General features: G+C 64.7%; 19 protein-coding genes and 1 pseudogene. 10 read left to right on the top strand and 10 right to left on the bottom strand.

Annotated features, from left to right (window positions below):
* Positions 1 to 25: 25 nt before the first annotated feature.
* On the bottom strand, positions 26 to 6,277 hold the full coding sequence (locus GIW02_RS14810) for a non-ribosomal peptide synthetase (protein WP_236421915.1): 6,252 nt from the start codon (positions 6,275 to 6,277) through the stop codon (positions 26 to 28).
* Positions 6,278 to 6,754: 477 nt separating this feature from the next.
* Here GIW02_RS14810 and GIW02_RS14805 point away from each other — a divergent pair, with 477 nt between their 5' ends.
* Together GIW02_RS14805 and GIW02_RS14800 are read left to right on the top strand one after the other, a co-directional pair.
* On the top strand, positions 6,755 to 7,549 hold the full coding sequence (locus tag GIW02_RS14805) for a helix-turn-helix domain-containing protein (protein ID WP_236421914.1): 795 nt from the start codon (positions 6,755 to 6,757) through the stop codon (positions 7,547 to 7,549).
* A complete protein-coding gene (locus tag GIW02_RS14800; protein WP_236415122.1) occupies positions 7,549 to 8,958 on the top strand; it encodes an efflux transporter outer membrane subunit in 1,410 nt (469 codons plus the stop codon). Before GIW02_RS14805 ends, GIW02_RS14800 begins: the two co-directional genes overlap by 1 nt.
* Here the strand turns inward: GIW02_RS14800 and GIW02_RS14795 are convergent.
* The 7 genes and pseudogenes from GIW02_RS14795 to GIW02_RS14765 form a co-directional block, all read right to left on the bottom strand.
* The gene (locus GIW02_RS14795) at positions 8,952 to 9,458 is read right to left on the bottom strand and encodes a hypothetical protein (RefSeq protein WP_236415131.1); all 507 of its coding nucleotides are present in this window, start codon (positions 9,456 to 9,458) and stop codon (positions 8,952 to 8,954) included. The genes GIW02_RS14800 and GIW02_RS14795 overlap by 7 nt on opposite strands.
* Complete coding sequence (locus tag GIW02_RS14790; protein ID WP_236415133.1) at positions 9,455 to 9,973, bottom strand: hypothetical protein; 519 nt, start codon at positions 9,971 to 9,973, stop codon at positions 9,455 to 9,457. Before GIW02_RS14790 ends, GIW02_RS14795 begins: the two co-directional genes overlap by 4 nt.
* A complete protein-coding gene (locus tag GIW02_RS14785; RefSeq protein WP_236415135.1) occupies positions 9,970 to 10,605 on the bottom strand; it encodes a hypothetical protein in 636 nt (211 codons plus the stop codon). The genes GIW02_RS14790 and GIW02_RS14785 overlap by 4 nt, the downstream gene beginning before the upstream one ends.
* A gap of 110 nt (positions 10,606 to 10,715) precedes the next feature.
* Positions 10,716 to 11,183 (bottom strand): annotated as a pseudogene (locus GIW02_RS14780) (PQQ-dependent sugar dehydrogenase); the annotation flags it as partial.
* Positions 11,184 to 11,352: 169 nt separating this feature from the next.
* Positions 11,353 to 11,757, bottom strand: coding sequence for a Rid family hydrolase (locus GIW02_RS14775; RefSeq protein WP_236415137.1), 405 nt, complete (start codon positions 11,755 to 11,757; stop codon positions 11,353 to 11,355).
* Between the two features lie 304 nt (positions 11,758 to 12,061).
* Complete coding sequence (locus GIW02_RS14770) at positions 12,062 to 12,994, bottom strand: pyridoxamine 5'-phosphate oxidase family protein (protein WP_236415147.1); 933 nt, start codon at positions 12,992 to 12,994, stop codon at positions 12,062 to 12,064.
* A 158-nt stretch (positions 12,995 to 13,152) separates the two neighbouring features.
* Positions 13,153 to 14,025: a LysR family transcriptional regulator gene (locus GIW02_RS14765; RefSeq protein WP_236415149.1), complete on the bottom strand. Its 873-nt coding sequence runs from the start codon at positions 14,023 to 14,025 to the stop codon at positions 13,153 to 13,155.
* A 145-nt stretch (positions 14,026 to 14,170) separates the two neighbouring features.
* Between GIW02_RS14765 and GIW02_RS14760 the strand changes: the two genes are divergently transcribed.
* The gene (locus tag GIW02_RS14760) at positions 14,171 to 14,944 is read left to right on the top strand and encodes a glucose 1-dehydrogenase (protein ID WP_101271970.1); all 774 of its coding nucleotides are present in this window, start codon (positions 14,171 to 14,173) and stop codon (positions 14,942 to 14,944) included.
* A 14-nt stretch (positions 14,945 to 14,958) separates the two neighbouring features.
* Positions 14,959 to 16,011 (top strand): L-idonate 5-dehydrogenase, encoded by a 1,053-nt coding sequence (locus GIW02_RS14755; protein WP_236415151.1) that lies wholly within the window; start codon positions 14,959 to 14,961, stop codon positions 16,009 to 16,011.
* A gap of 235 nt (positions 16,012 to 16,246) precedes the next feature.
* On the opposite strand, the gene GIW02_RS14750 is transcribed toward GIW02_RS14755, so the two are convergent.
* Positions 16,247 to 17,041 carry an ABC transporter permease gene (locus GIW02_RS14750; protein WP_122673588.1) on the bottom strand — a complete coding sequence of 265 codons (795 nt, stop codon included), beginning with the start codon at positions 17,039 to 17,041 and terminating at the stop codon, positions 16,247 to 16,249.
* Positions 17,038 to 17,715 (bottom strand): ATP-binding cassette domain-containing protein, encoded by a 678-nt coding sequence (locus GIW02_RS14745; protein WP_236415153.1) that lies wholly within the window; start codon positions 17,713 to 17,715, stop codon positions 17,038 to 17,040. The genes GIW02_RS14750 and GIW02_RS14745 overlap by 4 nt, the downstream gene beginning before the upstream one ends.
* Positions 17,716 to 17,847: 132 nt before the next feature.
* Here GIW02_RS14745 and GIW02_RS14740 point away from each other — a divergent pair, with 132 nt between their 5' ends.
* The 6 genes from GIW02_RS14740 (at position 17,848) to GIW02_RS14715 (ending at position 24,760) form a co-directional block, all read left to right on the top strand.
* Positions 17,848 to 18,924, top strand: coding sequence for an aldo/keto reductase (locus GIW02_RS14740; protein WP_236415155.1), 1,077 nt, complete (start codon positions 17,848 to 17,850; stop codon positions 18,922 to 18,924).
* A gap of 82 nt (positions 18,925 to 19,006) precedes the next feature.
* Positions 19,007 to 19,267, top strand: coding sequence for a hypothetical protein (locus GIW02_RS14735; RefSeq protein WP_236415157.1), 261 nt, complete (start codon positions 19,007 to 19,009; stop codon positions 19,265 to 19,267).
* 320 nt (positions 19,268 to 19,587) lie between these two features.
* Complete coding sequence (locus GIW02_RS14730) at positions 19,588 to 20,508, top strand: ABC transporter substrate-binding protein (RefSeq protein ID WP_236415167.1); 921 nt, start codon at positions 19,588 to 19,590, stop codon at positions 20,506 to 20,508.
* Positions 20,505 to 21,617, top strand: a complete 1,113-nt coding sequence (locus GIW02_RS14725) for a phosphotransferase (protein WP_236415169.1) — start codon at positions 20,505 to 20,507, stop codon at positions 21,615 to 21,617. Before GIW02_RS14730 ends, GIW02_RS14725 begins: the two co-directional genes overlap by 4 nt.
* A complete protein-coding gene (locus GIW02_RS14720; RefSeq protein WP_236415179.1) occupies positions 21,614 to 22,486 on the top strand; it encodes a rhodanese-like domain-containing protein in 873 nt (290 codons plus the stop codon). Before GIW02_RS14725 ends, GIW02_RS14720 begins: the two co-directional genes overlap by 4 nt.
* A gap of 126 nt (positions 22,487 to 22,612) precedes the next feature.
* On the top strand, positions 22,613 to 24,760 hold the full coding sequence (locus GIW02_RS14715; protein ID WP_236415181.1) for a TonB-dependent siderophore receptor: 2,148 nt from the start codon (positions 22,613 to 22,615) through the stop codon (positions 24,758 to 24,760).
* Positions 24,761 to 24,763: the final 3 nt, after the last annotated feature.

The raw sequence follows: 24,763 nt of genomic DNA, 5'->3' as shown, positions 1-24,763 counted from the left end.
CGCTACGTTGGCCGCTTTGCCACCGTCAGATCCGCCGACGACGGTTGAGTGCCGGGATGGCCGTCTGCGGCACCTCCATACGCTGCACCGGGGCCGTGGTGCACGCCGCCAGTTGCGCCAAAGTCGGATGGCTGAACAACGTTCGCGCATCCACCTCCAACCCCGCCTTGCGCAGCCGCGCCACCAGGTTCACCGCCAGCAGCGAATGCCCGCCCAACTCGAAGAAATGGTCATGGCGCCCGACCCGCTCCAACTTCAAGACCTCGGCCCAGATGCTCGCCATCAAGGTTTCAATATCCCCCGCCGGTGCCTCATAACTGCGGCTGACCACCGCCTCCAGCCCAGGCTCGGGCAGCGCCTTGCGGTCAAGCTTGCCAGCGGGGTTGAGCGGCAACGCCTCCAGTTGCACAAACGCCGCCGGCACCATGAACTCCGGCAACTGCGCCAGCACATGCGCGCGCAATGCCTCCAGGCTCGGCGCCTCGGCACGCAGGGTGAAATAAGCGACCAGCCGCTCATCGCGAATCAACACCGCCACCTCACGCAAAGCCGGGTGCGCGAGCAGGCGTGACTCGATTTCCCCCAGCTCCAGGCGCACGCCGCGCAGCTTGACCTGGAAGTCATTGCGCCCAAGGAACTCCAGGTTGCCGTCCGGGCGGTAGCGCACCAGGTCGCCAGTGCGATACAGCCGGTCGCCAGCCACGAACGGGCTGTCGATAAAGCGTTCGGCAGTCAACTGCGCCTGGCCCAGATAGCCGCGCGCCACGCCAACCCCACCAATGTGCAGTTGGCCGCTGACCCCCAGCGGCACCGGCGCATCGTGCGGGTCCAGCACGTACAGGCGGGTGTTGCTGATCGCGCGGCCGATCGGCAGTTGCAGCGCGGGCACGCGCGCGCCGGGCTCCAGAGTCCACGCGCTGCTGTCCACCGTGGCTTCGGTGGGGCCGTAGACGTTGTGCAGACGCACCTTGGGCAAGCGCGTTTGCACGGCACGGGCCAGGGCCTCGGTGAGTTCTCCGCCGCCACACAGCACGTCGGTGAGGCTGGTGCACTGGGCGGACTCTTCCAGTTCAAGGAACTGCTGCAGCATCGCCGGCACGAACTTGATCACGCTGATCTGCTGCTCGCGGATCACCTGCGCCAGGTACGCCGGCTCGCGATGCCCGTCGGGTCGCGCCAGCACCAGGCGCATGCCGTTGGTGAGCGGCCAGAACAACTCCCACACCGAGCCATCGAAACTGAACGGCGCACGCTGCAACAAGGCGCCGTGCTCGGCGTGCGGGCACAGCAGGGAGCCCCAGTGCATCAGGTTGCCCAGGCCACGGTGTTCGATCATCACGCCTTTGGGCGTACCGGTGGAGCCCGAGGTGTACATCACGTAGGCCAGGTTGGCGACACCGAGGCCCGGCACCAAAGGGTTGCCCTCGGGCGCCTGGCTCCAGGCGCAGTGGTCGAAGTCGATCACCGGGATCGTCACCTCACCCGCCACCTCGCGTGTGGCGGCGTGCACCAGCAGCGCCACCGGCTGGCTGTCGTGCAGCATGTAGGCCAGGCGCTCGCGAGGGTAGCCCGGATCCAGCGGCACATAGGCGCCGCCAGCCTTGAGAATCGCCAGTAAGCCCACCACCAGGTCCAGCCCGCGTTCGACGCACAACGCCACCCGCGCATCCGGCTGCACGCCGCGCTCGCGCAAGTGATAGGCGAGCTGGTTGGCGCGCTGGTTGAGCTGGCGATAGGTCAGTTGCTGCTCACCGGCTTGCACCGCAATGGCATGCGGGCTCAGCCGCGCGTGGGCTTCGAACAGCGCGTGGAGGGTCAGGGCATCGGGGTAGTCGGTGGCGGTGGCATTGAACTCCACCAGCAGCGTTGCCAACTCGCTGGCAGGCAGCACCGGCACCGCGCGCAACGGCATGCCTGGGGTGGTTTCCAGCGCATCGACAAGGCCGGTCAGCACCGTGTCGAGGTAGCCCAGCAAGCGCTCGGCACCGACCTCGCGCGGGGCCTTGGCCTTGAGTTGAAAGCCGCTGGCGATGTCGTCCACGGTGAGCATCAGCGGGTAGCTGAGGATGTCTTCACTGCTGAGCAAGGCAATGCCGGGCACCAGCTTCAGCTCAGGGTCGGCGGCGGTGTGACGGTAATTGAGCAGGCTATTGAACAGCGGTGCGGTGCTGCTGCAACGCTGGGCCAGGGCGAGCGAGGCTTGCTCATGGGCGAGCAAGGCGCTGAGCTGGCGATGGGTGTCGTGCACCGCATCCACCACGCTCTGCCCGGCCAGGCGCAGGCGCAGTGGCAAGGTGTTGATGAACATGCCCAGGGCCCGGTCGGCGCCCTCGCCCGCTTGCAGGCGGCCAAGCAGCACGGTGCCGAACACCACATCATCGCGACCGGCCACGCGGCTGAGCACCTGCGCCCAGGCCAGGTGGAACAGGCTGGCGGCGCTGACGCCAAGGCTACGCGCCTGGGTACGCAGGCGTTGGTTGAGGCCAACGCTCACGGGCCGCTCGCAGGCATCGATGTTGGCGCGATCCGCCTGGCGCTCCTGAAGACCAAACGCCAGGGTCGGCTCGTCGACCTGCGCCAGGCGCTCGCGAAAGAACGCCTCGTGGGCGGCCAACCGCGCGGGCAGGCGGGTTTGCGCGACCACGTTGCGGTACGGCACCGGTGTCGGCAACTGCGCCTGTTCACCGAGCAGATGGGCGCGGATTTCATCCACCAGCACAGCGGTCGAGGTGGCGTCGTTGACCAAGTGATGGAAACGCAGGCGCGCAACCCAGCGCTCGGGCTCCTGGGCGTAATCCAGGGCCATCAGCGGCGCCTGGCGCAGGTCCAGCGCAGGGCACGCCTCGCCCAGCGGCGCAACGCGCAAGCGGGCTTCGCGCCACACCAATTGCATCGGCTGCTCAAGGGCGTCCCAGGCCAGGCTGGTGCGCAGGATGTCGTGGCGGTTGATCACCTGTTGCAGGGCCTGGGCAAATGCGTCCAGCTGGTCGCGGCGCGCAAAGCTGAACAGCGCGTGTTGCTGGTACGGATCGCGCTCGTCGGTGAGGTGGTGGTAGAGCAAACCTTCCTGCAACGGTGCCAGCGGGTAGATCTCCTGCACATTGGCGGCGCCGCCGGGGATGCCCGCGACGATGCGCTCGATGCTCGGCTGGTCGAGGTCGGCCAGGACCAACAGATCCGGGGTGATGTGCGTGCAATCCGCTGGCACGCGATTGGCCGGCACCGCCGCCTCAGCCCCTTCACTTGCGGCCGCCAACGCGGCCAACGTCGGTTGGCCGAACAGCACCTGCACATCCGCACGCAGGCCCGCCTGGCGCATGCGTTGCACCAGTTGCACCGCCAGCAATGAATGCCCGCCCAACTCGAAAAAGTGATCATGCCGCCCCACCGGCTGCACCTGCAGCAGCTCGGCCCAGATCTGCGCCAGGGTGGTTTCAATACCCTCGCGCGGGGCCTCGAACACGCGTGCCACGTAGGCGTCCTGCGTCGGCACCGGCAAGGCCTTGCGGTCGAGCTTGCCGTTGGCGGTCAGCGGCAACCGGTCGAGTTTCACGTAGGCCACGGGCAGCATGTAATCCGGCAGCGCGGCGTGCAGGTGAGCCCGCAGCGCTTCGCTATCCACCTCATCACGCGCGACAAACCAGGCCTGCAATTGCCCCTCACGGTACTGCACCACGGCTTCGCGGACCGCCGGGTGGTTGGCCAGCGCCGCTTCGATTTCCCCCAGTTCGATGCGCACGCCACGGATTTTCACTTGGTCGTCATTGCGGCCCAGGTAGTCCAGCGTGCCATCCGCCAGCCAGCGGGCCAGGTCGCCGGTGCGGTACATGCGGCCAGGGTTGAAGGGGTCATCGAGGAAGCGCTCGGCGGTCAGTTCGGGACGGTTCAGGTAACCGCGCGCCACGCCTTTGCCGCCGATGTACAGCTCCCCCGGCATGCCGATGGGCACCGGGCGCTGCTGCGCATCGAGCACGTACACGGTGGTATTGGTGATCGGCGCGCCGATATGCAGCGGCTGGCCCGCCTCAACGCGACCGGAGGTGGCGACCACCGTGGCTTCGGTGGGGCCGTAGTTGTTGATCACCTCGAAGCTCTGTGCCCGCGTGAACCCTCGCAGACGGTCGCCGCCGATCAGCAAGGTACGCAGGGTCGGGTGTTGCAGGCCTTGGCTGAAGGCGTACTCGGCCACCGGCGTCGGCAGGAAACTCACCTGCAACGGCTGGCTGCGCCACCAGCCCAGCAGCGCGTCAAGGTCTTGCGCGCCATCGTGGGCCGGCGGCAGGTGCAGGGTCGCGCCCACGCACAGCGCCGGCCACACCTCCCACGCCATCGCATCAAAGCCAAACCCGGCCACGCTCGCCGTGTGGCTGCCGGCGTGCAGGTTGAAAGCCTGGCAATGCCAGTCCACCAGGTTCGCCAGCGTGTGGTGCTCAACCATCACCCCCTTGGGCAAGCCGGTCGAGCCGGAGGTGTAAATCACATAGGCGAGGTGTTCAGGCGTGACGGCCACACGCGGGTTGCTGCCCGGGTGGAAGGTCGGGCGGTCCAGCTCGATCACCGGCACCTCCAGCGCCGGCAAGCGTGGCAGCAGGTCATGCTGGGTCAGCACCACCACCGGTGCGCTGTCCTGCAGCAGGTAATGCAGGCGCTCGGCGGGATGGGCCGGGTCCAGCGGCACATAGCAGGCACCGGACTTGAGCACCGCCAGCAGCCCCACCAGCGTGTCCAACCCGCGCCGCGCCAGCACCGCCACGCGATCATCCGCTTGCACGCCGTGCTCAAGCAGGTGATGGGCCAGGGCATTCGCCTGCTGATTGAGCTGGGCATACGTCAGCTCCCGCCCCTGCTGCGCAGCGGCCACGGCATCGGGTGTGCGTGCGGCCTGGGCTTCGATGCGGGCGTGCAGGGTGTGCGGTTCGCGCGTGAGCTGGGCGGTGGCATTCCACTGTTGCAATTGGGCCTGCTCGGCCGGCGTCACCAGCGAAAATTCGCCGAGCGTGCGTTCAGTGTCGTCCAGGCCCTGCTCCAGCAGCCCGATAAGACGCTGTGCCAGCGCCTGGACTTCGTCGTGCTGAAAATACGCCTGGTTGTAAACACAATGCAGGCACGCAGTGGCCTGGTAGCGGTTGCTGCGCAGGTGAACGGCCAGGGGCAGCGGCTCGTGGTGGTTGGAGACCTTGACCGCGCGGCCCTGCACCTGGCCGAAGCGCAGGTCATGGTCGTCCTGCTCGAACGATACCGACAGGTCGAACAACTGGCCGCGATCGCTACGCCGCAGGCCCAGCTCGCGGTTCATCTCGCTGAGGGGGAAACGCTGGTGGCGAAAGTCCTGCTTGAGCTGGTCGCGTACGCCGCGCACCAGCGCACCAAAGGGCAACTGCTCGCTGAACTGGAAACGCACCGCACTGACCTGGGCAAACAAGCCGACGGTGCCACGCAAACCCGCGTTGGAACGGTTGAGGATTGGCACCCCCACCACCCACTCATCACGCTGGTGGGCGCGGGTGAAGTACACATACATCGCGGCCAGCAACACATGAAACGCCGACGCCTGGTAACGGTTGGCCACGTGCTCCATGCGTTCAAGCAGCGCCGCCGCGAAGGGCTCGACCAGGCTGCTGCTCGACGCCTGCGCGGTGTGCCGGGGCACCAGCAATGGCTCGGGCAGTACCTGGTATTTGGCGAGCCAATAGGCGCGATCGCGCGGGTAGCGAGCGGATTGCTGGTAGTGCTGGTCGGCGTGGATAAAGTCGATATAGGACGCTGCCGCCGCGTCCACCTGACGGCCCTGCTCCAGTGCGCTGTACAGCTGCGCCAGGGATTGCAGCATCTGGCCAAAGCCCCAGCCGTCGAGGATCAGGTGGTGTGCCTGGGTGCCAAGGCGGTAGTGGTTGTCGTCGAGTTTGACCAGGAAAAACCGGAACAGCGGCGCGCCTTGCAGTGCGTAGGGCCGGGCCATTTGCGCGTGCATCAAGGCCAGGCTCGCAGCGTGCGGGTCGGGCAGCGCAGCAACGTCGTGCAGCGGCACCTCCACCGCGCAGGCAGCGCTGAAGGTCTGGCGGGGCAAGCCATCGGCATCGCTGTGCAACTGCGTGCGCAACGCATCGTGCCTGGCCACCAATTGCTCGACGGCGCGCTGGATCAACTCGGGCACCACCGCCCCGGCAAAATCCACATAGCCGCCGATGTTGTACAGCGGTGAATCACCTGCGCGCAGTTGGTCGAGCCAGACGTCCTGTTGGGCGGCGGTGAGGGGGAAGCTGGAGGAATGCTTCATAAGATCCTTCTCATGGTCAGGCACTGGCCGCACGTGGACGGCGAAATGGCCGGATTTGAGCATGGGGTCCAGGGAGGGTCTGCCACCTGAAACCCGGACAGCAAAAAGGAGGGCAAACGGGCTTGGCTGATGGTTCATTGCTGAAACGATTAAAGGGCTGTAGGAGATTGGCTATTCCTGGCCGATGTCGCTTTTTGAGGATGGTTTTTAAAAATAAATATTTACCTTTAATATCAATTGTTTAATTAACCACAAGGCAAATTTTTGAATTATCTCAGCTGGTTTTCAATGTCAGAAACGTCGAATTAATGACGATGTTTTTGTGGCACGTTGTGTCCCTCGTTTCTGCTACATACGTAGGACAAATCCCCGGGCTAAATACACTCTCGAGTGCCGACGCTGCTTCATGAGGAACGGATCGCCCCGCAGAGACCCAGGGAGTTTGTGACGGTTTTCGACATCAAGGATGAGATGGCTATGAGTTTGACCAGCAGTATGACCCCCACCCCAGGGCCGCATTTTTATGCCGAAATGGGCGAGTTGATTTCCAATAGCGGCCACGCCGATTTTGCCGTCCACATGCTGCGCCTGGTGGACAAATGGGTGCCGATCCACCTGGTGGATCTCAGCGAGTGGACCCTCGACGAGTTGCGCGACAGCGTACTCGATATCAAGTTGCTCGGCAGCGCAGGCCAGAAGCAGGACCTGCCGCCGCCCCTGTCCTTGCCTTCGATCAATGACCACCCGTTGCTGCGCGACATGCTCGGCATGCAGGACCCGTTGCTGATCCAGCTCAAGGCCAAGGCCGACAGCGCGCACCCTCGGGGCACCTCGCACCAATGCAACCTGGTGTCGCGCCAGGGCAACCGGCGCTGTGTGATTTCGTTCTACCGGCCGCCAGCCCAGCGCGGTTTTTCCCTGGCCGAGCTGTCGTTTCTCAAGTGTTTGTCGGACACGCTGCTGCCGTTGATCGAGTGGCACGCCCAAAGCCTGCGCCAGGCGCCGCAGCCTCAGCTCGAGCCAGCCCACACGCTGCTTGAGCAATCGCAATTGCAACGTGAGTTCTACAAGCGTTTGTCGCTGGGTGACATCACCCTGTCGGCGCGCGAGCAGGAGGTGTGCCTGGGCCTGTTGACCGGCGGCACCGTGCCGCAAATGGCGGAAAAACTCAGCGTGAAAAACAGCTCCATCGAGACCTACCTCAAGCGCGCCGCCGCCAAGCTGGGCGTGAGTGGCCGGCATGGCCTGGCCAAATGGATGGTGGGCGCGTGATGAACACCCGCGCACTCACCACTGTCGGCCTGGCCTGGATGCTCGGCGGTTGCTCGCTGATCCCCGAATACCAGCGGCCCGTGGCCCCTGTGCCGACGCAGTACCCGCATGGCGGGGAGCACCGCACTGCGCCCGCCTCGGACTGGCAAGGCGTGTTCCACGACCCGGCACTGCAACAGTTGATTGACACGGCCCTGGTCAATAACCGCGACCTGCGGGTGGCGGCGCTGAACGTCGCGGCGTTCCAGGCGCAGTACCGCATCCAGCGTGCCGACCTGTTCCCGGCGGTGTCCGCCACCGGCGCCGGCAAGCGCCAGAAGTTGCCGGGGGATGTGACCGGCACTGGCCAGTCGGCGATCACCTCCAGCTATTCCGCTACGTTGGGGCTCAGCGCCTATGAGCTGGATTTATTCGGCCGCGTACGCAGCCTCAGCGAACAGGCGATGCTTACCTACCTGGGCACCGAACAGGCCCGGCGCAGCGCGCAGTTGAGCCTGGTGGCCAACGTCGCCAACGCCTACCTGACCTGGCGCGCCGACCAGGAACTGCTGGCCCTGGCCCAGCAAACCCTGGCCGCCGACGAGCACAGTTGGCAGCTGACCTCACGCAGCAAAACCGCCGGCAAGGCCTCGGCGCTGGACGTGGTGCAGGCGCGCACCAGCGTCGAAAGCACGCGCGCCAGTGTGGCCCGCTATACGCGCCAGGTGGCCCAGGACCTCAACAACCTCAGCCTGTTGGTGGGCGGTGCGGTGGATGAACACCTGCCGGGGCGCCCCTTGGCCACGGACCTGGTGGCGCGCGTGCCCGCCGGCTTGCCGTCTGACCTGCTGCAACGCCGTCCGGATATTCTCCAGGCCGAGTACCAATTGCAAGCCGCCAACGCCAACATTGGTGCGGCCCGTGCGGCGTTTTTCCCGTCGGTCACCCTCACCGCCAACACTGGCAGCGCCAGCACCGAACTGTCGGGGCTGTTCAAGGGCGGCTCGGGCACCTGGACCTTCCAGCCGCAGATCAATCTGCCGATCTTCAACGCCGGCAGCCTGCGCGCCAGCCTCGACTACGCCAAGCTGCAAAAAGACATCACGGTGGCCCAGTACGAAAAATCCATCCAGACCGCCTTCCAGGAAGTCGCCGACGGCCTCGCCGCCCGCCAGACATTCACCGAACAGCTCGCGGCACAACGGGACTTTGTGGCCGCCAACCAGGCCTACTACGACCTGGCCCAACACCGCTACCGCAGCGGCGTAGACAGCAACCTCACGTTCCTCGACGCCCAGCGCTCACTGTTCAGTTCCCAGCAGGCGCTGATCGTGGATCGACTGGCGCAGCTGGTGGCGGAGGTCAATTTGTACACGGCGTTGGGCGGCGCCTGGGGGCAAGCGCCGGTACTGACGGCCAAGGCTTACTGATAGGGAATCAGGCGATCGTGGTCGAGGTCGCGCATCAGTTCGCCGAGCATTTCGCTCTCGCTGCGCGGCTCGGTCATGGGGATGTACCAGGTGGTAGCTGTCCAGCCGCCGCGCTTGTAGGCATAGGATTTGAGCAGTTCACCGTCCTTGTACAACGCGCCGTGCAACTGGCGCTCGTAGGTGTAGGGAATCGGCACGGTCAGCAGCGTCAGCGCGCCGAGCACCGCCGGCAGCACCCCGGCGCCCTTGCCGCCGCGCTGATCGACCAGCAGGCTGTAGCCGGTCTTGCTGTAACCGCCATCAATGAAGCTGAAGGCGCCGGTGTCGCGCAGCACTTGGATGACTTCGCGCTGCTTTTGCTGGTCAAAGCGCGACGCCGGCGGCGGCATGGTCACGCTCATTGGCACAAAGGCGCGCTCGGCCTTGTAGTCCAGAGGCTTGAGGGCGGTGCCGCAACCGCTGAGCAACAATACGCTGGTCAACAGGCTGATTCTGATCATTGCGCAGTCTCCTCGGGCAGCACGCCGTCACGTTGCACGTCCTGGGCGAAAGCGCGTGCGATGCGGCTGCCGTTCTGTTCCTGCATGCCACCCATGCCATCCAGCAGCCAGCTGTATTTGTGGGTCACGTTGCGGTAGCGGTACTGCTTCAACGCCTTGCCGTCCTGCTGCAGGGAGAACTCGGTGGTGGTGTCGATACTCACCGACAACGGCATCAGGAACAAGGTCGCGGCGCTCAGCAACAACAGCGGAAACGGCGGCATGTCGCGCTGCACGTTGGAGCGGATCAGCACCGAATAATCGCCGGGCTTGCCCATACCCGCTTCGACGCTGCGAAATACCCCGGTTTCGCGCAACTGGTTACGCATCTGCGCGGCATTGAGCGGGTCATCGACCATCACATGGATCGGCGTGAGGTAGGCCTTGCCGTCGGGCAACTCGCGCTCGGGCAAGGTGTTGGTGGTCGCGCAGCCAGCCAGCAGGGCCAAGGCGCTCAGGGTCATCAGGCGGTTCATGGACGCTTCTCTTGAAGGGGGTTCTGACCCGCACCGCCAGGCAGCGGCGCGATGATATACGGGGCGGCGCTGCGATAATCCAGCGGCAGCAACTGCAGGCTCGGCAAGCCCGGAACCGACTGGCGCGCGATCGACTCGTCGCGACCTAGCTGGTCACGCCAACGGAAGGCGCACAGTGAGGCACCGAGGCACAGCGAGCGGAATTCGCCGAGGTAATAGGCCTTGCCGGCCTGCAGGCGCAGCGGCAAGTTGAATTTCTCGCGCGCCTGGAGCGAGGTGTAGGTGGTGCCCAGGGTCGGTGAATAGCTGCTGGAAAAGAACTGGAAATCGTAGAACTCATAATCGCCCGGCTTGAGCGGCAGCACGAAGACACTGGCAGCGCCGTCCTTGTCCTGCACATCCTGCGGAGTGCCCCGCGCGATGCCCAGCCAGACCCCGGCGGCGCCGAACGCGGAACCGCGCTTGCGAAACAACAGACGCTGGTTGGGTGCGGGTGATGCAGCGAGGCTCTGCGGGCCAATGGAGCCCACCAGATACGCCACCGGTTCCTGGGGGCCAGGTTGCAGCGGCTGGCTGACCAGCGACGCCGACTGCGTGCCGCAGCCGACCAAGGCGGCAGCGATTAAAAACAAGGCCAAAGGCCTGCAACGGCAAAACATGGCGAATCCTGAACGCAAGCAAAAAGGGAGCTGCAAGCGCCACCGGACACGCATGCGATGCCATCCTGGCGCTGCGCCTCACGTCACTGTGAGGCGCGCGCATGGTACGGCATGGGTGAGGGATTTGGCCAGGCGGCCCAAGGTTTGCGCTGTGCCACCCGCCAAACGGTGTTGCCCACATCATCGGCCACCAGCAACGCGCCCTGCCCGTCCAGGGTCACACCCACCGACCGGCCCTGGGCTTCGCCGCTGGCATTGAGGAAGCCGGTAAGGAAGTCCACCGGGGTACCCGCTGGCTCGCCGTCCTTGAATGCAATGAACACTACCTTGTAGCCCGCCTGCGGGTTGCGGTTCCACGAGCCGTGCTCGCCGACAAACTCGCCATTGGCAAAGGCCGCCGGCATGCCTCGCGCATCGGAGAACGCCAGGCCCAGGGGCGCGACGTGGGTGCCCAAGGCGTAGTCAGGCGCGATGGCCTGGGCGACTTTATCCGGGCGTGGCGGTTGCACGCGCACGCCGACATGACCGCCGTAGTAGCTCCACGGCCAGCCCAGACCGCTGGTGCGCAGGCTTACGCTGGCTTGCCTGCAATGCAGGCAACTCGGTCCAGCAGATGAACCGAGGTGATGCCATCGCAGGCAAGCCAGCTCCCACATTTGATCGCCTGCACCCTGGAGATCGTGCCCGACCGCCCTGGAATGGCAACAGTGATTGTGTTGGCTAGCTTAGGGGAATCACCGCCTCTGCCTCGATTTCGATCAACCACTCCGGTAGCGACAACCCACTGACAATAATCCATGAAGACGGCGGTGGGTTGTGCGGGAAACGCTGCAGAAGCGCCTGCGCTATCGGCTCCTGTTGATCTCGCGCGGACTCGACGATATACAACCGCAGCATGATCACATGGGACAGATCGCCCTCGACTTCAGCCAACACCTTTTCGATATTGTCCAAGGCCGTGGCTGTCTGCTCGGTGATGCCAGGGCCGACGGTACGCTCCTGAGCATCCACGCCGACCTGGCCCGATAACACAATCCGCCGGCCGTCGGGCACTGCCATGGCCTGGCTGAAGCCGTATTGCAGGGAGTTGAATACCGTTGCGGGATTGATGACCTTGCGTTGCATGACGAGTCCTTGTTGTCAGTAGAAAAACAAGGCTAACCCAAAGGTGTTGCTCAATCTTAAGGGTTCAACATCCTGCAACATACCCGGAACCATCAGTCCAGGAAGCTGCGCAGCCCGCTACTTGATCTTCACAGCCAGGCTTGCCCTTCGTGGCGAGGGAGCTTGCTCCCGTTGGGCTGCGCAGCAGCCCCTATAAAGACCACCGCGTTTTCTCAGGAACGACGTGTTTACCGGTTTTGGGGCCGCTTCGCGGCCCAACGGGAGCAAGCTCCTTCGCCACAAAAAAGCGCTGCAGGGGCCGGTATCACCAACTTCCCATCGCCAGGCTGTGCGGCGAAAATTCTGCGAACTGCCATCTCAACGCCAGGGCCGCCGGACGGCGTACGCTCTGTTCGACGGTGACCGTCCATAACCGCTGTGCACCCTCGAACCTGGCCACTTCTGGCCCGTCGAGAATCAGCGCGGTACGCCCGGCAACCTGCAGCACCTCACCCGAGGCAAAGTCGATAAACAGCAGGCCCGCCACCGGGTTTGCGTGCAGGTTGCCCAAGGTGTTGAAGAACAGATTGCCGGCAAAGTCGGGGATGGTCAGCACATTGCCTTCCACGCGCACAAAACCGCTATTACCGCCACGATGAGAAACGTCCACCGAGCGTTCGCCGTCCACATCGACGTAGCTGGCGACGAAGAAGGTGTCGGCGTTGCGGATCATGGCTTGTGCGGCGGCGTCCAGGCCGGTACCGCGTTCGGCCAGAGTGCCGGGTTTGCGCGCGATGGCATCCACAGGCCGCAGTTGGATGTACTTGGGGCAATTGCCGTAGGTGTGCACCACGTCGACGGCAAAGCCGTCGTCACCCAGGCGGCCGACTCGCCCGTTCATGCGGTTGCGACGGCGGGTGTTGAGGTCGATGCCCAGCAGGCCGACGCTGGCGCCGCGAAGCAAGCCGGAGCGTGCCGGGTCGCTGCGGGACGGCAAGCTGTCGACTTGCAGAACCAGGGGATCGGGCGAATGGGCAAAGCCCGGCGCGCCTTCCAGCATCGTCGCCCAGGGAACCCCCTGCTCATCCACCACACCCAGCAGCAGGTAGGGCAACAAGGGATAGAAGTCGCGGTGCTGCTCGGGCAGGTGATCACGAATCACCTTGGGGCCGATCACCGCCATGCGCTCGGCGGCGCCGACGCTTTCCTGCAACTGGCGTTCGCCGTTGTGCCACGGGGACTGTTCGATGGGGTTCATGGTGCTCACCTTCGTTTGGATGAACCAATGCTGCGCCCTGCCAGGCGACGACGGAATAGCCACGCCAGGCAATCCACTGTTACGCCAACTGAAATGCCGGATGCTCACGCAAGGCTATCACCAGGATTTACAATCCAGCATTTCAGCCACTGAAACAATTATTCGCCAAACAATTCCATGACCAGGTTGAACAGGGTGGTCTTCACCGCGCTGTCCAGCTCGGTCCAGGCCAAGCCGGTACTGGCCTCGAACCCACCCAGCTCCAGGTGCCGCGACACACAATTGGCCGGCAACGCCCGCGTCGCCTGCAACGGCAACACCCCCACGCCCAGCCCGGCAGACACCAGCGCGAGCATGGTGGTGAATTCGCCCAGCTCCGACGCGATCTCCAGGGTAATGCCGAGGGCCTGGATAAATTCATCGTAGAAGCCCGGCGCGTAACGCCGCGCCAGGATGTACACCGGCACCTCCAGCAGGTCGGCAGGCTGAATCGTCTGCTGGGCCGCCAGCGGATGATCGATCGGTAACGCCACGCAGAAACTCTCATGCAGCACCGCGCGGGTGTGCACGCCGGGGTGGGCGGCGGGCAGGCGCATCAGGCCGAAATCCAGCTGACCGCTCTTCAACGCGGCGGCTTGGTCGGGGCCGGGCATGTCCTTGAGTTCCAGCTCGATACGCGGGTAACGCTGGTGCACAGCGCGGATCAACTGCGGCAACAAGTTCGGCAACACCGAGGACACAAACCCCAGGCGCACCCGGCCGATTTCCCCACGGCTGGAGGCCCGCGCCGCATCCGCCGCGCGGGCGGCCTGGTGCAAGGTGGCCTGGGCTTCGGGCAGGAATACACGCCCGGCTTCGGTCAGCGTGACCGAGTGGCGATTGCGGTCGAGCAAGCGTACGCCCAAGCCGCCTTCCAGCAATTTGATCTGCATGCTCAACGCCGGTTGCACAATCGACAGCTGCGCCGCCGCCCGGCCGAAATGCAGCTCCTGGGCCAAGACCACAAAGGCGCGCAAGTGCTTGAGCTCCATCAAGCCCTCCTGGTTATCACAAATATTGATCAGCCGATCATAAATGAACATTGGACCCACACCCTACTCTGCGCTGAAGTGAAGTCCAGCCACTCGAACATGAAAGTGTTTTGTTTATCACCGTGCGCCAGGAGATTCATGCCCCATGCAAAGCGTTTTAGACAACTTCCGCCTCGATGGCCGGCTCGCGCTGGTCACCGGTTCCAGCGCCGGTATCGGCCTGGCCATTGCGCGCGGCCTGGCCCAGGCCGGGGCGCGGGTGGTACTCAACGGGCGTAACCGCAGCACCTTGCGCGATGCCGCCGCGCTGCTGACATTGGAAGGCCTGGAGGTGCACACCCAGGCGTTCGATGTCACCGACAGCACGGCGATCCAGGCTGCCGTGGCGGCTATCGAAGAACGCCTCGGCCCGCTGGAGATCCTGGTCAACAACGCCGGCATGCAGCGGCGCGGGCCGCTGGAAGACTACAGCGAGCAGCACTGGCGCGAATTGATCAGCACCAACCTCGACAGCGCGTTCCTGGTGGGGCAGGCCGTGGCGCGGGCGATGATCCCGCGCAAGCGTGGGCGTATCATCAATATCTGCTCGGTGCAGAGTGAACTGGGGCGCCCGGGTATCGCGCCGTACGCGGCGAGCAAGGGCGCGTTGAAAATGCTCACCAAGGGCATGGCGATTGATTGGGGGCCCCATGGGCTGACCGTCAACGGCATCGGCCCGGGCTATTTCAAGACCGAACTGAACGCCAACCTGGTGGCCAACCCCGAGTTCAGCGACTGGCTGGTACAACGCACACCGAGCCGGCGTTGGGGCGATGTGGCCGAACTGGCCGGCGCCGCCGTATTCCTCGCCAGCGACGCCGCGAGCTTCGTCAACGGCCATATCCTCTACGTCGACGGTGGCATCACCGCGTCGCTGTAAACCCGGAGAACTTTATGCACGCGATTGTCTGCCATGCCTCGAAAGACCTGCGGGTGAGCCCCCAGGAAGAAGCCCCAACCCTCGCCCCCGAGCAGTTACGCGTGCGCATTGCGCGGGGCGGTATCTGCGGCTCGGACTTGCACTACTACCAGCACGGCGGCTTCGGCACCGTGCGGCTGCGCGAACCGATGGTGCTGGGTCATGAGGTGTCGGCGGTAATCGACGCAGTGGGCGCGGACGTCGGGCTGTTCAAGGTCGGCCAGCGCATTGCGGTGTCACCGTCACGCCCGTGTGGCGGCTGCCGGTATTGCCATCAAGGCCTGCCGAACCATTGCCTGAACATGCGTTTCTACGGCAGCGCGATGCCCTTTCCGCATATCCAGGGTGCGTTTCGCCAGAGCCTGGTGATCGAGACGCACCAGGCCCATGTGTTGGCCGATCACGTAAGCCTGGCTGAAGGTGCACTGGCCGAGCCGTTGTCGGTGGGTTTACACGCGATCCAACGCGCCGGGGCGGTATTCGGCAAACGCGTGCTGGTGACCGGCTGCGGCCCTATCGGCAACCTGCTGATCGGCGGTTTGCGCGCGGCCGGCGCGGCTGAAATCGTCGCCGTGGACCTGTCCGCCAGCGCCCTCGCCTGTGCCGAAAAAATGGGCGCAACGCGCACCCACAACATCGTCGACGGCGCCGATGCACTCAAGCGCTACAGCGCTGAAAAGGGCTATTTCGATGTGATGTTCGAAGTCTCCGGCAGCGCCCAGGCCTTGCGTAACGGCCTGGAATGCATCGCCCTGCGAGGCGTGCTGGTCACGGTCGGGTTGGGTGGGGATGTATCGTTGCCGCTGAACCTGCTGGTCAGCCGCGAGATTGACTTGCGCGGCACCTTCCGCTTCCACAGCGAATTCGCCCAGGCGGTGGATCTGCTCAATCGCCAGATCATCGACGTGCGCCCGGTGATCTCGCATACCGTGCCGTTTGAACAAGCGGTACAGGCATTTGAACTGGCGGCGGACAAAACCCAGGCGATGAAAGTGGTGCTGGATTTTGGTGTCGCGGACCGGCCCTGATCACCAGGCTGGCCTGGGCACAAAGAGCCTTGTTATGCCCGCAATGCCGAGTCAACCTCCTGTGGCGAGCGGGCTTGACCGCGTTGGGGTGCGCAGCAGCCCCAAAAGCAGGCGCCAAGACAGGTCTGATACACCGCATGCGTCAATGCAGGGGCCGCTTCGCGCCCCAACGCGGGCAAGCCCGCTCGCCACGAATGAAGACTCGATTGCCAAGGGTTGCAACAACACCCGGGGCTCAGGCGCGCTCTTCGAGCCTGAAACGCAAGAACCGATGGCTCGCGGAAAACAACCGCCGGTAGGTGAGCAACACCGCGCCTACCGTGCCAAGGGCGGACGACGCAGCGATCAGAAACATGATCACGATCTGATAGCGCACCGCGTCCACCGGGCTCTCCCCCGCCAGCACCTGCCCGGTCATCATGCCGGGCAGGCTGACGATGCCGACCACGGTCATCTGGTTCAGCGTAGGGATCATGCCCGCGCGCACGGCCTGGCGGATCGCTTCCTGCGCGGCTTCCCAGCGCGAGCCGCCGAGGGCCAGGATCATCTCGATGGTGTTGCGGCCCGAGGTCAGTTCCTGGGTCATGCGCTCGATCCCCAAAGACACCCCCGTGAGGGTATTGCCGAGGATCATCCCCAGGATCGGAATCGCATACTGCGGCTCGTACCAGGGGTGGATGCGAATCACCGCAAACAACCCCACCGCCGTCACCAGCCACGAACTGCCCCACACCGACACAATGCTGTCGACCCGCTGCCCCCGGTACGTGCGCCGTCCGCGCCCAGCTGCCGAGAGACCGGCGATCAACGTCATCGCACACATCAACGGCAGCACCACGTACCAGTAGGCGAACTCGAACACCCAGCCCAGCAAATAACCGATGGCCAACAGTTGCACCACGGTGCGCACCGCCGCCCACAACAACTGGCGACCCAGCCCCAAGCGTAGCAGCAGCGACAGCGCGCCATTGATCAGGATCAGCGAGGCGGCGATGCCCATGTCCAGGGCGGTGAGGTTTTGATAATTCATGGCTGGGCGGCCTCGCTCAACACCCCGGCGCTCATGTGCAGGTGGATGGTGCTCATGCGCCGGGCCTGATCGAGGTCATGGGACACCCAGATACAGGCGCGTGACGGATCGCCGGCGTGCCACGCATCGATCAGCGCTTCCACTTCCCGCGATGAGGTCGGGTCGAGGGCCGCGGTGGGCTCGTCGAGCAACAGTACTTGGGGGTTGAGTTGCAGGGTGCGGATCAGCGAAACCACTTGGGATTCGCCGCCCGACAGGTCACCGGCGTTTTTCGCCAGGAACTCCGGGGCCTTGCCGGCGTACCCCAGCAACGTCGTCACGGTGTGCAGATCGAAGCGGCGCTTGCGCAGGGCCTTGAGGCTGAAGGGAAAGCGCAGGTTGTCTTCCACCGTGCCCTCGATCAGCGCCGGGCGCTGGGACACGTAGCTGACATGGCTGCGGTAATGGGGGATCTGCGCATTGGCGATCGGTTGCTGGTTCCACAGGATCTGCCCGGCGCTGGGCGCGTCCAACAGGGCCAGCGCACGCAGCAACACGCTTTTGCCGGAGCCTGAAGCGCCGGTGATGGACACGCGGTCACCGGCGTTGAGGCGCAAATCGGTGGGTTGCAGCAAGGGCACCTGGCGGCGCTCATCGCTGCGCGTGAGGGCGCGGGTTTCAATCAGTGCGCTCATGGACGCGGGGTTCCTGTTAAGTCCTGTTGGGCGCAATGGTGAAGCAGGTACCGGAAGTTTTCATGAAAAAATTCAAACTATCGCTAGCCGCGTCGTTCACACCTTCACGTGTAACGTTAAGTAGGAGGCGACATGCAATACCGACAACTGGGCCATTCGGGCCTGCTGGTCTCGGAAATCATCCTGGGCACCGTGCCGTTTGGTGGTCGCGCCGAGTTTGAAAAATGCGGCTCGGTGGACGTGCCCCAGGCCAAGCGCATGTTCGATATCGCGTTCGATGCCGGGGTGAATATGGTCGACACCGCTGACCTGTATTCCCATGGGCTGGCAGAAGAAGTGGTCGGCAACGCCTTGGGCGCCAAGCGCAACGATATTCTGCTGGCGACCAAGGGCCGCAGCCCGGTGGACAGCAACCCGAACAACTCCGGCTCGTCGCGCTATCACTTGATCCGCGCCTGCGAAGCCAGTTTGAAACGCCTGGGCACTGACCACATTGACCTCTACCAACTGCACAATTGGGACGGCATGACGCCCATCGAGGAAACCCTCGAAGCCCTGCGCCTGTTGGTCGGCTCGGGAAAAATCCGCTATTTCGGCACGAGCAATTTCACCGCCTGGCAGATGATGAAAACCCTGGGCAAGGCCGAGCTGCACGGCATGCTCAAACCCATCACCCAACAGATTTACTACACCCCGGAATCGCGCGAAGCCGAGTACGAGTTGCTGCCACTGGCCCTGGACCAGCACGTGGGCACCCTGGTGTGGGGCCCGATGGGCGAAGGCCTGCTGACCGGTTCTACCCGACGCGGGCACCCGCCTGCGGCCAACACGCGCCAGGGCAGCGGCTGGCCGGAACCCTACGTGCATGACCGGGAGCGTGCGCTGGACATCATCGAAACCCTCGCCGCCGTGGGTGACGAACACGGTGTGTCGGTGGCGCGTACCTGCCTGGCGTGGCTCAAGGATCGGCCGGGGATTACCTCGTTGATCGTCGGCGCGCGCACCGAAGAACACCTGCGCGACAACCTCGCCGCCACGCAACTCAAGCTGACCGAAGAGCAGTCGGCGCGCATCGAGGCGGTGACACGACGCGAGCCGTTGTACCCGTACTGGCATCGTTTTACCGCCGGAATTGATCGCTTCGACCCGGCGGAACAACCGTTCCTCGCCGAGTACCAGAAGACCATGGATGCGCGCAAGGACACGTAATCCCTGAACCGATCAGGTCAACCTGTGAGAGGGGGCTTGCCCTCTCCCACAGGTGATCCGAGTACGCCCACACACAAGGAGCATGGCCGTGATCGCCCAACTCATGATCGCCGCCCTCGGCGTCGTCGCCATCTGGTTCAGCCAGAGCAAACGCTTGAAGGTACGCCGCTATGCCTGCCTGTTCGGCATGGCCGGGCAGCCGTTCTGGTTCTGGTCGTCGATCAATGCCGAACAATGGGGCATCGTGCTGCTGAGCTGCTTCTACACCGTGGCGTGGGCCAAGGGCATCAAGACCCATTGGATTGATCGCGACCGGCAGAACGCTCAGGAAAATACTGACTGAACGTGCTGGCAAGCGATGGACGAGCCCGCCACCCAGCGCGACAGTGATGAGCATCGAGTGATCGTGAGTGGTCAGTTGCCCCCTCTAACACACCAACCGTGTGGCGGGGGAGCTTGCTCCCGTTGGGCCGCGCAGCGGCCCCGAATGCGCACTACGTGTTCAGGGCTCCACCCCAATTGCGCCGCAACGCCATAATTCGCAACCAGTCCCCGCGTGCAACGTTTACGGCATAACCATAGCAATAAAGGATATTGGTATATACCAGATCACTCCCTTATAAATCGCCTCCATCAAAGGACGTTGGGCTGGAGTAGCAAGCGATGGTGTCGGTAAAAGTAATGCTGGAGTACTTTCACCCCTGGCCGAATTCGGCGGGTTTGTACCTGGCAAGGGAACGCGGCTGGTATGAAGAGTCGGGGCTGGATGTGGAGCTGGTGGTGCACGACCCTTACCGTGGCGACACGCTGCAGCATCTGCTGACGGGCGCGGCGGACTTTGGCGTATTCCCCAGCAACCGCCTGCTGGTACGCCGTGGCTTGGGTCAGGCGTTGCAGGGTATCGCGGCGATCAACCATGCCGGCCTGGAGTCGATCCAGACCCTCACCGATTCCGGCATCCGTCGCCCCCGCGACCTGGTGGGCAAACGCCTGGCACTCAACCCCACACCGCGTGGCCTGGCCATGGTCCGGCACCTGGTGAGCCGCGACGGCGGTGACCCCGATGGCGTGATCCTGGTCGACAGCGGTGTGCGCGAACTGCGGCCCGAGCAGTTGGCGCAAGGCGTGGCCGATGCCAGTTTTGGCGGCTACTGGGCCTGGGAAGCGTTGATGCACAGCCCCATCGACGCCGCGCGCCGGGTGGTGTTGCCGGTGGACGAGCTCGGTGCGCCGGCCTATCACAGCTACCTGCTCGGCGCCCATGAGCGCACCTTGGCGGACAAACCCGAGGTGGTACGCGACTTTCTCGCAGCCACCGCCCGCGGTTACCTGGCCGTGGCCCAAGAACCATCGATTGCCCTCAGCGCTTATGAACACACCACGCCGTATTTCCCGGCGGAACTGTTGAGCGCTTCGCTGCATAAAATCGCCCCGACCTGGCTGCATGAAGGCCGCTGGGGCGAACAGCGCCAAGCACTGTTGGCGCCGTATGCAGAGTGGTTGCATGCGCATGCCGTGCTTGATGATCCACAGGTGTGGCAAGGCGCGACCAGCAACGCCTACCTGCCCGAGGTGCGCGCATGAACCCGCAACGCACCGCCCACGGTTTAGGACTGGAACCGGTAGCGGCAGACTGGCCGGCCCTGCACGAACCCGACATCGACCACCTACTGCGTGAGTACCCGCAACTGGGCCCGCTGCACAGCCTGCAGTGGCACAGCCCACGACCGTTTTCCGCTGCCGGTTTGATCACCACCGGCGACGCAACGTTGTTCGTCAAACGCCATCACCGGCAGGTGCGGCAGGCTGCATGGCTGGAAGAAGAACACCGCTTGATCGCCCATCTGCATCGCCAAGGCGCCCCGGTAGCGGCCGTGGTGCCGAACCGCCACGGGGCGACGGCCACGGCACAAGGCGAGTGGACCTATGAAGTGCACCACCTCGCCCAGGGCCTGGACCTTTACCGTGATGCACTGTCGTGGTCGCCATTCCAGCAGCACGCCCATGCCCTCGCCGCCGGCCAGGCCTTGGCCCGTTTGCACCAAGCGGCTGCAGGCTACGACGCGCCGCCCCGCCAGACCGCCGTGCTGCTGGCCAATGCACGGCTGATCGAACACGCGGCGCCCCTGGAGGCCATCGCCAACACCCACAATGCCTATCTCGCCGACAAGGACTGGCACGCCCAACTCAGCGAACTGCTGCTGCCCTGGCACCAGGCGCTGCAGCCGTTGCTGGGCCAGCAACCACCGCTGTGGACCCACAACGACTGGCATGCATCGAACCTGCTGTGGAGCCCTGACGACACCGTCTGCAGCGTGCTGGATTTCGGCCTGGCCGACCGCACCTTCGCGCTGTTCGACCTGGCCACCGCCATCGAACGCAACAGCGTGCCCTGGCTGGACCTGGACAGCGGCGGCCCGGCCAGCGCCGACCTCGACAGCGTTGATGCACTGCTGGCCGGCTACCACCAGGTGCGCCCACTGAGCACGCATGACCTGCACACCCTCAGCGCCTTGCTGCCGCTGGTGCATGTGGATTTCGCGCTGTCCGAAGTGGCCTATTACCACGACGTGGTCGGTTCAACCACCAGCGCCGACGTGGCGTACCACGCGTACCTGCTCGGTCATCTGCGCTGGTTTGCCGGCGCCCAGGGGCAACGCCTGCTCGGCCATCTGCGGCGTAAAACCGTATGAGCCCGTTGGTCGACAGCCGATGGTTGCAGGCGCACCTGGCCGACCCCGCGCTGGTGGTGCTGGATGCCACGGTGTTGCTGCCAGCGCCGCAATTCGATGGCGACTACCGGGTTGCCAGCGGCCATGACGGCTGGCTGCAGGCGCATATCCCCGGCGCACGGCACGCTGACCTGGTGACTGAACTGGCGGACACCCAAGCCCCTTTCAGCTTCGCCTTGCCACCGCCCCACGTGCTGGTCCAGGGCCTGGCGAATCTGGGTGCCGGCGTCGGCAAAACCCTGGTGATCTACGACCGTGCGGACGGCTTCTGGGCCGCGCGCCTGTGGTGGATGCTGCGCGGCGTGGGCATTGATGCGGCAGTGCTCGACGGTGGTTTCGAGGCCTGGCGCGCCGCCGGCCTGCCGGTGCACAGCGGACCGGCTGCCAGGATTGCCACGGCGCAACCCTGGCCGATCAACCTGCGCCCGCAGCTGTGGATCGACCGCTACGGCGTGGAAGCGATCATTGCCGGGCATGCGCCCGGCGTGCTGATCTGTGCGTTGGGCGCGGCGCTCTTCGACGGCAGCGCCCTCACCCGCTACGCCCGGCGCGGGCATATCCCCGGCAGCCGTAACCTGCCGGCGCGCACCCTGTTCGACGCCCAGGGCCGCTACCTGCCCAAGGATGCCCTGGCCCGCGCCATCGGCCCCACGCTGTTACACAGCGAAGGTCCACTGGTGCTGTATTGCGGCGGCGGTATCTCGGCCGCCGCCAACGCCCTGGCCCTGACCTTGCTGGGTCGCCAGGACATCGCACTCTACGACGGCTCCCTGCAGGAATGGGCCGCCGACGCACGCTTACCAATGACTACCGGAGCAGCTCCGGCCTGACGCCCTTTGCGGCGAACTCGGCTTTTTCATTTCGTACTGGCAACCCGTTCGTTGCGCAGCGCTGGGCACCCTGTTGCCCGATAAAAGCGTACGGCAACGGCGGCAGACCTCTGGAGCGCTCTTTACATGGCTACGCCTTATCGTCACACCCTGCTCGCGCTGAGCATCACCCTCGCCGCCGCGGCGGCTCAAGCCCAGGACACGACCCTGGACACCGTCACCGTCGTCGGCCAGGAACCTACCGACTACCAGGCCAAAAAAGCCGCCGTGGCGGGTTTCGACAACGCCCCGCTGCTCGATACCCCGGCGTCCGTCTCGGTGATCACCGAAGGCCGCTTGGAAGACCAGCAAGCGCGCCTGCTCAGCGAGGTCTTGAAGAATGATGCCTCGGTCGGCGACAGCTATGCCCCCGTCGGCTACTACGAGAATTTCGTGATACGCGGCTTCGCTCTGAACCCGGCCAGCAGCTACAAGATCAACGGCCGCACCATCACTGGCGAGCAGAACGTGGCGCTGGAAAACAAGCAGCAGGTGGAAGTGCTCAAGGGCCTGGCCGGCTTGCAGAGTGGCGTCTCGGAGCCCGGCGGGCTGGTCAACTACGTGAGCAAGCGCCCGGAGAATGTGCGTTCGGTCACCGTGTCCACCAACGAACAGGGCGAGCGCTACCTGGCCACCGACATTGGCGGCTGGCTCGGCGCCGAACAACAGGTGGGCGTGCGCATCAACCTGGCCCACGAAGATATCCGCTCGTATGTCGAGCATGCCGACGGCAAGCGCGATTTCGCCTCCCTGGCCCTGGACTGGAACATCAGCCCCAACGCCTTGCTGCAACTCAACGCCGAATACCAGGACCGTGAGCAACGCTCGGTGCCGGGCTACCAATTGCTCGGCGGGACCGAGGTGCCGCACCACGTTTCGCCCAAGGACCTGCTGGCCTACCAAAGCTGGTCGAACCCGGTGGGCATCCGCTCGTTGAACCTCGACGGGTTGTTCGAGTACCGCTTCAACGACGCGTGGAAAGCCAGCTTCAGCGCATCGCGCAGCCGTGTGGTGATCGACGACTACAGCACCTTCGCCTGGGGCTGCTACGGCGCCGCCAGTTGCGCAGGCACTGCAGTGCCCAACCACTTCAGCACCGAGGGCGACTACGACATCTCCGACTACCGCAGCCCCGATGACACGCGCAGCAACGAGGAAGCCCAGGCTGCGCTCAACGGCCAGTTCGACACCGGCTTTCTCAAGCATGACCTGACCGTTGGCACCAGCGCATTCCGCCGCCTGGTGGATCGGCGTCAATCGGTCAACGAGTACATCGGCGAAGGCAATATCTATCAGCCGTCACCCGTGCTGGAACCCTACGACGGCCCGCTGGGCCACACCTACCGGCGCCTCGACAGCCGCCAGTACGGCCTGTTCGCCAGCGACCGCATCAGCTTCAACGAGCAATGGCAAACCATCCTCGGCGGGCGCCAGGTGCGTCTCGACGAAGAGACTTACAACCAGGCCGGGGCCACCACCCGTCATACCCAGCGCAGCGTGTTCCTGCCCCAGGTGGCGTTGATCTACAAGCCGCGCCCGGACACGTCGTTGTACGCCAGCTACAGCAAGGGCCTGTCCCTGGGAGGCGAGGCCGCGTGGTTCAGCAACAACGCCGATGAGGTGTTGCCGCCCACCACGTCGCGCCAGCTGGAAGTCGGGATCAAGCGTGACTTCCAGCGCCTGAGCCTGACGGCCGCACTGTTCCAGATCACCCAGGACCTGCAATACAACCGCCCCAACGACGACGGCACGATCACCTTTGTGCAGCAAGGCAAGCAGAAGAACGTCGGCATCGAACTGTCCGCCAACGGCCGCGTGACCTCCGACCTGCAAGTGTCGGCCAGTGTCGCGGCGATCCGCGCCCAGGTCAGCGGCAGCGGCACCGATGACTACGACGGCCACCAGGCGATCAACGTGCCCAAGCTGCGCGCCAGCCTGCACGGCGACTACAGCATCCCCGGCGTACCCGGCCTGGCCCTGCTCGGCGGGGTGCAATACAGCGCGAGCAAATACGCCAACCGCGAGGCCACGGTGAAGGTCGACGACTACGCGGTGTTCGATGTGGGCGGCCGCTACACCACCCAGGTCGGCGATTACGCTACTGTGCTGCGCCTGACCGTCGACAACCTGTTCGACAAACGCTACTGGCGCGATGTGGGTGAATCCGCAGGCGACGGCTACCTGTTCCTGGGCGCGCCACGCACCGCGCGGCTGTCCGCCACCGTCAATTTCTGAGGC

The sequence above is a fragment of the Pseudomonas syringae genome (assembly GCF_021606685.1).
Taxonomy (GTDB): Bacteria; Pseudomonadota; Gammaproteobacteria; order Pseudomonadales; family Pseudomonadaceae; genus Aquipseudomonas; species Aquipseudomonas syringae_R.
The sequence above is the reverse complement of the archived record's forward strand: the minus strand, read 5'-3'. Positions and strand labels throughout refer to the sequence as shown.

Bases quoted from the DNA above. Each gene is read 5' to 3' on its own strand.
- GIW02_RS14745 (WP_236415153.1), bottom strand. From the start codon at position 17,715: ATGAGCGCACTGATTGAAACCCGCGCCCTCACGCGCAGCGATGAGCGC.
- GIW02_RS14725 (WP_236415169.1), top strand. From the start codon at position 20,505: ATGAACCCGCAACGCACCGCCCACGGTTTAGGACTGGAACCGGTAGCG.
- GIW02_RS14720 (WP_236415179.1), top strand. From the start codon at position 21,614: ATGAGCCCGTTGGTCGACAGCCGATGGTTGCAGGCGCACCTGGCCGAC.
- GIW02_RS14800 (WP_236415122.1), top strand. From the start codon at position 7,549: ATGAACACCCGCGCACTCACCACTGTCGGCCTGGCCTGGATGCTCGGC.
- GIW02_RS14740 (WP_236415155.1), top strand. From the start codon at position 17,848: ATGCAATACCGACAACTGGGCCATTCGGGCCTGCTGGTCTCGGAAATC.
- GIW02_RS14770 (WP_236415147.1), bottom strand. From the start codon at position 12,994: ATGAACCCCATCGAACAGTCCCCGTGGCACAACGGCGAACGCCAGTTG.
- GIW02_RS14755 (WP_236415151.1), top strand. From the start codon at position 14,959: ATGCACGCGATTGTCTGCCATGCCTCGAAAGACCTGCGGGTGAGCCCC.
- GIW02_RS14805 (WP_236421914.1), top strand. From the start codon at position 6,755: ATGAGTTTGACCAGCAGTATGACCCCCACCCCAGGGCCGCATTTTTAT.
- GIW02_RS14730 (WP_236415167.1), top strand. From the start codon at position 19,588: ATGGTGTCGGTAAAAGTAATGCTGGAGTACTTTCACCCCTGGCCGAAT.
- GIW02_RS14795 (WP_236415131.1), bottom strand. From the start codon at position 9,458: ATGATCAGAATCAGCCTGTTGACCAGCGTATTGTTGCTCAGCGGTTGC.
- GIW02_RS14735 (WP_236415157.1), top strand. From the start codon at position 19,007: ATGGCCGTGATCGCCCAACTCATGATCGCCGCCCTCGGCGTCGTCGCC.
- GIW02_RS14750 (WP_122673588.1), bottom strand. From the start codon at position 17,041: ATGAATTATCAAAACCTCACCGCCCTGGACATGGGCATCGCCGCCTCG.
- GIW02_RS14715 (WP_236415181.1), top strand. From the start codon at position 22,613: ATGGCTACGCCTTATCGTCACACCCTGCTCGCGCTGAGCATCACCCTC.
- GIW02_RS14790 (WP_236415133.1), bottom strand. From the start codon at position 9,973: ATGAACCGCCTGATGACCCTGAGCGCCTTGGCCCTGCTGGCTGGCTGC.
- GIW02_RS14775 (WP_236415137.1), bottom strand. From the start codon at position 11,757: ATGCAACGCAAGGTCATCAATCCCGCAACGGTATTCAACTCCCTGCAA.
- GIW02_RS14760 (WP_101271970.1), top strand. From the start codon at position 14,171: ATGCAAAGCGTTTTAGACAACTTCCGCCTCGATGGCCGGCTCGCGCTG.
- GIW02_RS14765 (WP_236415149.1), bottom strand. From the start codon at position 14,025: ATGGAGCTCAAGCACTTGCGCGCCTTTGTGGTCTTGGCCCAGGAGCTG.
- GIW02_RS14810 (WP_236421915.1), bottom strand. From the start codon at position 6,277: ATGAAGCATTCCTCCAGCTTCCCCCTCACCGCCGCCCAACAGGACGTC.